Annotated in this window: 10 protein-coding genes; 4 read left to right on the top strand and 6 right to left on the bottom strand. The window is 66.3% G+C overall.

All coding sequences use genetic code 11. The features are described from left to right. Positions 1–617 precede the first annotated feature (617 nt). Entirely contained in the window at positions 618–1,262 is a 645-nt protein-coding gene (locus NA11_RS43265) for a histone deacetylase (RefSeq protein ID WP_069167936.1), read from the bottom strand. A gap of 683 nt (positions 1,263–1,945) precedes the next feature. Next, entirely contained in the window at positions 1,946–2,611 is a 666-nt protein-coding gene (locus NA11_RS43270; protein ID WP_069167937.1) for a class I SAM-dependent methyltransferase, read from the bottom strand. Positions 2,612–2,723: 112 nt separating this feature from the next. Here NA11_RS43270 and NA11_RS43275 point away from each other — a divergent pair, with 112 nt between their 5' ends. Next, positions 2,724–3,512, top strand: coding sequence for a glutamate racemase (locus NA11_RS43275; protein ID WP_069167943.1), 789 nt, complete (start codon positions 2,724–2,726; stop codon positions 3,510–3,512). A gap of 724 nt (positions 3,513–4,236) precedes the next feature. On the opposite strand, the gene NA11_RS43280 is transcribed toward NA11_RS43275, so the two are convergent. The 4 genes from NA11_RS43280 to atpB are packed head-to-tail and all read right to left on the bottom strand — an operon-like array spanning position 4,237 to position 6,245. After that, complete coding sequence (locus tag NA11_RS43280) at positions 4,237–4,734, bottom strand: F0F1 ATP synthase subunit B family protein (RefSeq protein WP_069167938.1); 498 nt, start codon at positions 4,732–4,734, stop codon at positions 4,237–4,239. A gap of 4 nt (positions 4,735–4,738) precedes the next feature. Beyond that, positions 4,739–5,209, bottom strand: coding sequence for a F0F1 ATP synthase subunit B family protein (locus NA11_RS43285; RefSeq protein WP_069167939.1), 471 nt, complete (start codon positions 5,207–5,209; stop codon positions 4,739–4,741). Between the two features lie 4 nt (positions 5,210–5,213). Continuing rightward, entirely contained in the window at positions 5,214–5,474 is a 261-nt protein-coding gene (atpE, locus tag NA11_RS43290; protein ID WP_069167940.1) for an ATP synthase F0 subunit C, read from the bottom strand. Positions 5,475–5,522: 48 nt separating this feature from the next. Further along, the gene (gene atpB / locus NA11_RS43295) at positions 5,523–6,245 is read right to left on the bottom strand and encodes a F0F1 ATP synthase subunit A (RefSeq protein ID WP_069167941.1); all 723 of its coding nucleotides are present in this window, start codon (positions 6,243–6,245) and stop codon (positions 5,523–5,525) included. Between the two features lie 869 nt (positions 6,246–7,114). On the opposite strand from atpB, the gene NA11_RS43300 reads away from it, so the two are divergent. From NA11_RS43300 to NA11_RS43310, 3 genes are all read left to right on the top strand, one after another. Continuing rightward, a complete protein-coding gene (locus NA11_RS43300; protein ID WP_245746588.1) occupies positions 7,115–8,071 on the top strand; it encodes a winged helix-turn-helix transcriptional regulator in 957 nt (318 codons plus the stop codon). Positions 8,072–8,145: 74 nt separating this feature from the next. After that, complete coding sequence (locus tag NA11_RS43305) at positions 8,146–9,606, top strand: carotenoid oxygenase family protein (RefSeq protein ID WP_069167942.1); 1,461 nt, start codon at positions 8,146–8,148, stop codon at positions 9,604–9,606. After that, positions 9,603–9,957, top strand: a 355-nt coding sequence (locus NA11_RS43310; protein WP_141718174.1) for an LLM class flavin-dependent oxidoreductase, incomplete at its 3' end; no start/stop codon positions are given. The genes NA11_RS43305 and NA11_RS43310, both read left to right, overlap by 4 nt.

Genomic DNA, 9,957 nt, shown 5'->3' on the forward strand with positions numbered 1-9,957 from the left:
TAGCGAGCGGGACGGTTTCGGGGTTTGCACTGGATAGCGTGGTGGCGTCGTGTGCCGTACCCGGCTGACCTCCGCTGTCAGTCACGGGTTCTCTTGTTCCAGCCGGGTTACTTGGCTGTGGTCCGGTCCAAAGATCTTCCAGGAAGTGATCTTGAGGAAGTTGACCGGAGAGAAATGGTGCGTGTCGCACGGCGTGTTGCAACCATAAGACTCCGCTCAACGGTGGTCAGCAACCATTTCTCTCCGCTCAACGGGGCAACAACCATTTCTCTCACGCCAACGAAGCTCGGCAACCACTTCTCTCACGCCGATGCGAGGCTTGCCGTCTCAGAGGGGTTCTGGCGCGAAAGTTGGTGCGGCCATGTCCCGTTCGCACGGGTGGCGGTTCACGAGTGGTACATGGTGGAGGCGTTTACGGCGTGTCGCCTCCACCATGTACCACTCGTCCGAGCGCACCTCACCGAGTGGGACGCGGCGGTGGTTTGGCCTATTCGCTGTCGTGTTTATTCGCTGCCGTGGTGTGGGGCTCTCGGAGCCAGCGCGGATCCGGGGAGGAGGTGCGGATTTCGGTGGGCCTGGTGTCTTCGCCGAAGTGCTTGGGCGAGAGCAGGTTCGGGTTATGGTAGGAGGAGGGAGGCTACGGTTTCCGGGGTCCAGCCGAGCTCGGCGCCAGGGCGGGTGGCCAGGTAGGTGGCTGTGGTGTCGACGGTCCAGCCGTGCGACTCGATCAGTCCGGCGGCCAGGTGACGTAAGTAGGTGGGGGAGGGCGCGTTTCCGGGGAGATCGCCGTGCTTCCACGGTGCGGTGCAGGTGAGGATCGGGTAGCCGTCGAATGAACCTGCGCACGAGAGGGTTTCGTAGCGGCCTGGGCCGAGCGGGACGCGCCCGCAGGCGATCACCTCGGTCAGATCGAGATCAACGCCCGGCTCCCGGTACATCTCCTGGGCTGCGATATCGGAGAACTGTGCGACGGTGAGCAGGTAGGCGCGGGCCGCGGTCTCGCCGGGGCCGTCCGGATCGTAGAACGCCCGCCCGCCGGTCCACACCAGCGATTCGGTCGCGAAGTACAGGATGCCGGGCAGTATCATCGGCATCGAGCGCGCAGGCTCGCCCCGGTCGCGGCAGCCCGGCACCGATCGCGCGCCGCCCTCAGGCGTGCCGCCGGTGAGATAACACCTCAGCCTGCTCGCGTGCATGTTCGACCCATAGGCTGCGTACCAGACCAGATCCGTGCCGACGCGGCACTCGCCGTTCTCGGTCATACCCACCATCGTGCCGCCGCCGATGCCAGGCGCGCAGCGCCACCGTCAGCTCCGCTGGAACACCGCCCGCCAGCGCATGGAGTCCGGCGTGCCCGCCAGCGCTACCTGCTCGACCCGCACCGAGTGCAGGCTGCTGTCTGCGAACGCGTCGATCAGCTGCGCTGGAACGCTGCCCGCCAGCGCACGAAGTCGGGTGCGCCCGCTGGTGCTACCTGCTCGACCGGCACCGTGCAGGCTGTTGTTTGCGAACGTGTCGATCAGCTGCGCTGGAACAGTGCCCGCCAGCGCACTGAGTCGGGTGCGCCGACAGGTGCCACCTGCTCGACCCGCACTGAGCGGAGGCCGTTGGCTGCGAACGCGTCGATCAGCTGCGCTGGAACACCGCCCGCCCGCGCATGGAGTCCGGCGCGGCCGCCGGTGCTACCTGCTCGACCCGCCTCGAGTGCAGGCTGTTGTTTGTGAACGTGTCGATCAGCTGCGCTGGAGCACTGCTCGCCAGCGCTCCGAGTCCGGTGTGCCGGCCGGTGCCACCTGCTCGACCTGCCCGAGTGCGGGCCGTTGTTTGTGAACGTGTCGATCAGCTGCGCTGGAGCACTGCTCGCCAGCGCTCCGAGTCGGGTGTGCCGGCCGGTGCCACCTGCTCGACCCGCCCGAGTGCGGGCCGTTGTCTGCGAGCGCGTCGATCAGCTGCGCTGGAACACTGCCCGCCAACGCACAGAGTCGGGTGTGCCTGCCGGCGCTACCTGCTCGACCCGCACCGAGTGCAGGCCGTTGTTTGCGAACGCGTCGATCTCGGCGCGGGTCAGCGGCCACGGCGGACCGTCAACCTCCTCGCCGTCCGCCCGGATACCTGCGATCACCAGCAGGTCGCCGCCAGGCGCAACCATTCGTGCGACGTGCGCGGTCGCCTCGGCGCGCACCGATACCGGGAGCGACTGCACCGTGATCGACTCGACAACCAGGTCGAAGGCGCCGTCCCATGCGGCGGGCGGAGCGAGCAGATCGGCGACCACATAGTTCACGTCGGATGTCGGGAAACGTTCCCGCGCAGTCTGTATCGCGGTTTCGGACACGTCGAACGCGGTCGTCTCGAACCCGAGTGTCGCCAAGTGTTCGGCATCGCGGCCCAAACCGCACCCGACCACCAGCGCGCGCATCCCACCGTCGGCGCGTTCGTGCCGCTCGAGCCAGTCGACCAGCAGCGCGTTCGGTTCGGCGATGTCCCATGGCACCACCGCGCCGCCGTCGGCGGCCGCCGCATACAGTCGCTCGAACCACCCGGTCGGATCACCCTGCGCCAGCGAGTCGGCGGACAGTCGCTTCGCGTCCGCATCACGAGAATCGGTCACTCGGCGAGTCTGTCAGTTGCACCCCGTGTTCGGACAGTCGGTGTAAGGAATGCCGCCGCGGGGGAGCGCGCCCGAATATCGGCGCCGGAGCGCACCAGGCATGATCCTCGGCATGACTTCAGTACGTCGCCCGATCGCGGTGTTCGATGCCGGGCTCGGCAGCTACTCGGCGGTGGAACTGCTGCATCGGAGCCTGCCCGATCGCGACATCGTGTATCTGGCCGATCGCGCGAGCTTCCCCTACGGTGCGAAGAACCGGGCAGAACTGTTGGCCGTGGTCGACCGTGCGGTGCGTTTTCTCGCCGAGTACGAGCCGAGCGCGATCCTGTTGGCGTCCAACGCACCGTCGGTGACCATCCTGGACGACCTGCACAGCCCGGTGCCGATCTTCGGGGTGCGCCCGCCGGTGCAGGCAGCGTTGGCGGTGGCGCGCGAGGTCGCGGTGCTCGGGGTCCGCTCGCTGGTCGAAAGCGCGGAGCTGACGGAATTCCTGCGCCAGGAGGCAGGTTCCGAGCTCGGCCGGGTGCACGCGGTGAACGCGTCCGTCCTGGTGGAGTTGGTGGAGAGCGGTGATTTCCTGTTCCGCCGCGAACACACCGCGCAGGTGATCGGCAAGTTCTTCGACACACTGCTCGACACCCACCCCGGGATCGATGCAGCCACTCTCTCCAGCACCCACCTGCCATGGTTGCGCGACTACATCGAGCGCGCCCGCCCCGACCTGCAATTGTTCGACCCCATCGAAGGCGTCGTCGACCAAATCCGCCCACTATCAACCCCCGGCAGCGGCACCATCCTCGGCCTGGTCACCGAAAACGCCCGCTACCCAGCAACCGAATTCCGTTCCATGCTCGCACGCCTCGAGATCGACCTAGAACTGGAATCCGTCGTAATCCCTTGACCCATACCGCTATTGCGCTCACGATGCGACCCGGCCGGGCGAATCCGACCGGGCCGGATGACGGCCACGCCTGGTGAAGGCTGCCGGGCGAGGAGCGCGGTCGGGCCACTCGACGGCAGGCCAGGTGACCGCCACACCAGGTGATCGCCGGGCCGAGCGACGGCTAGCTGGGCGGGAATCAGCCCGAGCGAGGGCAGCGGGGCGGCGATCAGCCCGGGTGATGGCCAGCCGGGAGAGGATCGGGCCAGGTGATGGTCAAGTCGGTGACAGCCAGGTTGCGTTGTGGTGAGACCGGTTGGTGGACAGACCGATTCGTGGCCATGCCGTTGGTGGCCAGGCCTGCGATAGTCTGGCCGGTTGGTGGTCATCCCGAGTGGTGGCCCGCCCGGGTGGCGGTCAGCCGACGTGACCGCCAGCCCGGGTGGCGGTCAGCCTGGGATGGCGGTCAGTTCGGCTGATGGTCAGCCCGTGTGAGGGCAGCGCGGGTGGCGGCCAGCTCCGGTGATGGTCGGCTCGGGTGGCGGCCAGCCCAGGGCGATGGCCAGACCGGGTGACAGTCAGCCGGTGGGAGGGCGAGCCGCGCGATGGCCAGCTCGGGGTGGCGGTCAGTTCGGGTGGCGGTCGGCCCGCATGAGGGCTGCCCGGGTGGTGGCCGGCTTGGGTGACCGTCAGGCCCGGGGGTGACCGGGCCTGCGGGGTCATGCTTATCGGTCTGCGGCTCGTTTCATGCCATTACCTCCAGTTCGTCGAGGATGCGGTCGACGCCCTGGGACTTGGCGTGGGCGGAGGTGAGGCGTTGGCGCACCGTGTGTTCGGTTCGTTCCAGGACTGCGGCATGCAGTCCTGCTCGTAGTTCGTCGACTGCCTCGCGGCGTGCGCGGCTGATGCGCTCGTGGCCGTGTCGCTTTGTGCGCAGGGCCAGCTCTTCGGCTGCTGCTGCGGCGTCTTCGAGAATTCCTGCCGCGGCAGTGTGCGCTTCGTCTGCGAACTGTGTGGCCGCGAGTGCGGCTTGCGCCAGCGCCGCTTCGTGGGCTTCCTCGGCTGCGACCACCTGGGTAGCCGCGCGTTTGCTTTCTTCGAGCTCCTTTCGAATATTGTGCTGCGTCTTGCGCATTGCTGCGCCGACTCGCGGCGTCACCCATTTGGTGAGGGCGTAGACGAGGACCGCGAAGCCGAACAGCTGGCTGAGGAAGATCGGCCAGTCCAGGACGATGTGCGACATCCGTCTATTCCTTTCCCACGCGGATGTTTTCGGCGAGCACCCGATCAGCGAGGGTCTGCGCGAGTGGTTCGACGCTCGCCAGAAGGTCGGCAGCCAGCCGGTCGGTCTCGCTACGCAACTCGGCTACGGACCGCGTCACCAGTGCCTCGGATTCGTCCTGCGCGGCACGCCGACGCTGCTCGATGATCGAACGGCCTTCTGCGTGTGCCTGATTCCGGATTCCGGCGGCCGTGGCCCGTGCTTGCTCGAGGGCCGCCTGGTAGGCCGCCTCGGCGGCCGCACGTGCCTGCTGTGCCGCCTGCTGATCGGCTGCCGTCTTCGCGTTCCGCTCATCGCGTTCCGCCAGTGTCCGGTGGATCGGCGGGACGACAAACCGCCAGATCACACCGAGCACGGTCAGGAAGATCAGCAATTCGGCGAAGAACGTGCCGTTGGGGAGCAGAAAGTTCTCTCCGGCAGTGTTTTTCGTCGACATGGCGTTACTTGCCTGGTGTCGCGAAGGCGAACAGCGCCATGAAGGCGAGGTTGATGAAATACACCGCATCAATCAAGCCGACCGCCATCAGATAGTTTCCGCGCAACCGGTTTTCGGCCTCAGGCTGGCGGGCAACGCCGGTGATCAGCGCCGAGCCTGCCATGCCGTTGCCGAAGCCTGCGCCGATCGCGCCGCCGAGCATGATGAGTCCGCCGCCGAGCAGTGCCGCCGCCTGGATGATGCCTGTGTTGGTGATGTCCGACATTTCGGTACTTCCCTTCTTCTTTGAACAGGAATGTTTTTCGGCGGTTGGTCAGTGGTTCTCGTCTTCGCGCGTCATCGACTGGGCGAAGTAGAGGATGGTGAGCAGCGCGAAGATGAACGCCTGGATGAGTCCGACGAACAGGTCGAGGAACTTCCAGATCGCGTTGGGTCCCCAGCTGATCCAGGCGGGCAGGAGGGTGATCACCGAGAGCATCACGCCGCCGGCGAACATGTTCCCGAACAGTCGAAGCGACAGCGACAGCGGTTTGGCGATCTCTTCGACGATGTTGACGAATATCATTGGGCCCCAACCGGTGTGGCCCTTCAGTAGCATCTTCACGTGGGTGAGCGGTCCGCGCCGGACGGCGCCGGCGACCTGATAGCTGACGAAGACGAATGCCGCGAGCGCGTAGACGAAGTTGACGTCGGCGGCTGGTGGGTGGATCAGTTCGCCGTCGCCGTATCGCAGTGGCAGCACGGCCAGCCAATTGGACAGCAGGATGAAGGTGAACAGGGTGACCGTGAGCGGTAGCACGAACGGTGCGATCCGCATTCCGATCGCGTTTTCCACCTGGACCCGCAGCTGGACCGTTACGGTCTCGAAGAAGAGCTGAACCCCGTTGGGCACACCGGAAGTCACCGTTGCCCGCAGGTAGAACGCCATCCCGAGCACGATCGCCGCGGCGACTGTTGTCGACAGGATCGTGTCGACGTTGAACTCCAGGCCGAGCCATCGCACGGTTTCGTGCTCACCGACCTTGATTGTCGTCATGTCTGTCCTCGCACTATTGGTCGCGCGTAACGGAGCAGTGTGGCGGCGTGGAATAGCGCCAGTCCGAAGATGATTCCGACGCCGGCCGGTCGGACCAGGTAGGCGACGGTCACCGAAATGGCGGTCAGGACAAAGAGTCTCGCGAGCGAGAGGCCCGCTACTCGTCCAGCGCTTGCGCCCGACTCCGTGATCCTGGCGACGGCTCTCCGTGTGAATCGAGAATTCCCCCAGCCGAGCGCCGCTCCGGCGCAGATGAATACAACAAGCGATATCGCCATGTAGGCCTCCCCGTTGAGGTCGTTGTACTACGTAGCATAGTTGCTACATCTGATAGTCGCAATGCTATTGACCTGGGGTGGATTCATGGGGTTAGATAGAGAGATGCGCTTCTGCGCGTTCGGGGGTCGGCATCTTGGTAACTGCGGGGCAGTCTTCGTGCGCTGGGCAGGGTTTGGAACACGCGTGCGAAGCGCGGGCAGGTGGGCTGACGGCGTGCGAAGGCAGGGCGGGTGAGCTAGCGGCCTCCGAAGGTGCGGCGGTCGGGTCCAAAGTCGGTGCAACCATGGCCCATTCGTCGGGGAGGGCTCCCCGGGTGGGACATGGTGGAGCCGTTTGCGGCGTGTCGCCTCCGCTATGTCCCACTCGTGCGAGCGCGTCTCGCTGAGGGGGCACTGGTGGCGGTGGATTCTCGGGCGATGCCGCCATCAGTGCCCTGTGATCAGTTGACCAACTCGAGAAGCGGCGCGGATTCGTAGGGAGGCGGAAGCTGGGGACGCCGTCGGGTCGATGCGCGGGTGAGTTGCGCGTGGTGTCGATCAGATCGACTACAGTTAGTGAAGTTAGGTCTGGCGAGGGTGGAGGTGAGGCGGGTGACGGTTGAGCCGATCGATGCTGGGTTGGCCGGGCAGCCTGCCGTGCATCCTGTCGGCGCTACCTTCGACCTGCTCGGCGACCGGCTGACGTTGACGATCTTGCGGCATGCGTTCGTCAACCACACGCGCAGGTTCAATCAGTGGATCGAGCGCACCGGTGCACCGCCTGCGGTGTTGACAGCGCGGCTCACCGCGCTGGTCGATGCGGGGGTTTTCGTTCGGACTCCGCAACCGGGGTCGCCGGATCGATTCGACTATCTGCTCACCGATCTGGGGCTGGCGACCTGGGAAATCCTGGTGTCGATCTGGGGTTGGCAGCGTGAGTGGACTGCCGCGGGCGCGCTGCATCCTGATCTGGTGCACGACGCGTGCGGGCACCGAGGTCCTCCGGTGTTGATGTGCCGCGGCTGCGGCCGCACCGTGACGCCGCGCGACACCGAGGTCACACTCGGCGATGATGCGTTGTGGCGCTTCACTTCCAGCGGCAGACGCCGGGCCAGGGCGACGGAGTCCACGTCGGCCGGGAGGCAGTTCGACGAGATCATGGAGGCCATCGGCGACCGCTGGAGTGCGACGGTGACCGGCCTCGCGCTGGCGGGCGTGCGGCGCTTCAGTGCGTTCCGTGCGGCCATGAACATGTCGCCGACGACGTTGACCGAGCGGCTTTCTCGGCTGTGCGACGCCGAGATCCTGCGGAGATCCGGTGACGGCAACGGCCGTGAATATCGGCTGACCCCGCGTGGGCGCGCACTGTTCGCGGTGTTCGCGTTCCTGCTGGCCTGGTCGGAATTGGCGCATCCGGACGCGCCCGAATCCGGCCTGCGCATCCGGCACCGCAAGTGCGGCGCGGTGCTGGCGCCCGCACTGCGATGCCGCGGCTGCGATGCCGGGCTCGACCGTGTCGACGTCCGGTTCGAACCGGTGTCATCCGCCGTGCTCGACCGCCTCGCCTGAGCCGCCGACCAGGAACTCTTGACACCTCTCACTGAGACGCGTATCACTTCATTAACTGTAGTGAGGGGTTGCTCATGACGCTCAAGGAAGAACTCATCGCACCGGCTGCGGCGGCGCTGACGAATCCGTATCTCGACGGTCCGTACGCACCAACCGCCGAGGAGATCACCGCGACCGACCTCGCCGTCCTGCACGGCGAACTGCCCGCCGACCTCGACGGCGTCTATGTCCGCAACGGACCCAACCCGCAGTTCGCGCCGATCGGGCGCTACCACTGGTTCGACGGCGACGGCATGCTGCACGCGGTGCATTTCGAAAACGGCAAGGCCACCTACCGCAACCGCTACATCCGCACCGCCGAGTTCGAGGCCGAGCGCGCGGCGGGAACGGCGTTGTGGCGCGGCGTGATCGAGCCGTGGGACGACAACCCGGCAGGCGACCGCCGAGAACGCAACTCCGCCAACACCGATGTCGTCTTCCATCACGGCAACCTGCTGTCGCTGTGGTACCGCGCGGGCAAGCCGTACGCGCTCGATCCGATCAGCCTGGAGACCCGCGGCGTAGACGACTTCAGCGCCACCTTGCCCGGCGAGGTTTCCGCGCACGCGAAAGTCGATGAAACCACTGAGGAATTCATCTTCTTCGACTACGGGATCAACGCGCCGTACCTGCGCTACGGCATGGCCGACCCGTCCGGCGTCGTCACCCACTACACCGGCATCGAACTTCCCGGCCCGCGACTGCCGCACGACATGGCGATCACCGAAAACTATTCGATCCTCATGGATTTGCCGCTGTACAACGATCCGAGGGCGGCCGCGGCCGGCCGATTCAAGCTGTTCTTCGACCGAAACCTGCCGAGCCGTTTCGGCGTGCTGCCCCGGCGCGGCGACGGCAGCGCGGTGCGCTGGTTCGAGGCCGCGCCCGGCTACATCTATCACACGGTCAACGCCTGGGAAGAAGGCGACGAGATCGTCATGGTGGTCTGCCGGGTGTCCAAGCCGAGCCCCGTGTCCGATCGTGCGAACCCGCTCGCTCAACTGCTCGCCTACCTCCGCCCCGAGGCGAAACTGCACCGCTACCGCTTCAACCTGCGCACCGGCGCGACCACCGAAGAGCCGATGGACGACGTCAACACCGAGTTCCCGGCGATCGACCAGGGTCGCACCGGGCAACGCGGTCGCTGGTCGTATCAGATGCGGTTATCGGTAGACCAGACAATGCTTTTCGACGCGGTGATGAAGTACGACGTGCAGACCGGAGCCAAGCAGACCCAGCCGTTCGGCGACGGATTCTTCGGCAGTGAACTCACCGTGGTGCCGCGCCCTGGCGGTACGAGCGAGGACGACGCCTGGCTGACGATGTTCGCGTTCAACAGCCACACCCAACTGTCGGAGGTGTGGATCTACGATGCCGCCGACCTCGCCGCAGGTCCGGTCTGCCGCCTCGGCCTTCCGGTACGGGTACCGCTCGGATTCCACGCCACCTGGGTGAGCGGGGAGCGGATGCGCGCGGCCGCAGACCCGGTCGGGTGAACAGCAGCGACCGTCCATCGCTGAGCGTGAGCCTGCCGTACTGGCAGGACCGCGACCCGATGGACGCACTTGTCGTCGCCGAAACCGCGGAAAAGCTCGGATACCACCGGGTGTGGGTCGGTGAGATGGCGACCTTCGACGCCTTTGCCCTGGCCACCGCGCTCGGGCTGACACCAGGCCGAATCCCGTTGTGCCTCGGCCCGCTTGCCGTCGATGTCCGCAGCCCCGCCACCATCGCCATCGGCGCCGCCAGCGTGGCTGCGCTCACCGGGCGCGGCGTCGACGTGGCCATCGGCAGCTCGAGCAGCGTGGTCGTGTGCGACTGGCACGGCCGCGAAAGACGAAGCACCG

Source organism: Nocardia altamirensis NBRC 108246 (assembly GCF_001612685.1).
GTDB classification, from domain to species: domain Bacteria; phylum Actinomycetota; class Actinomycetes; order Mycobacteriales; family Mycobacteriaceae; genus Nocardia; species Nocardia altamirensis.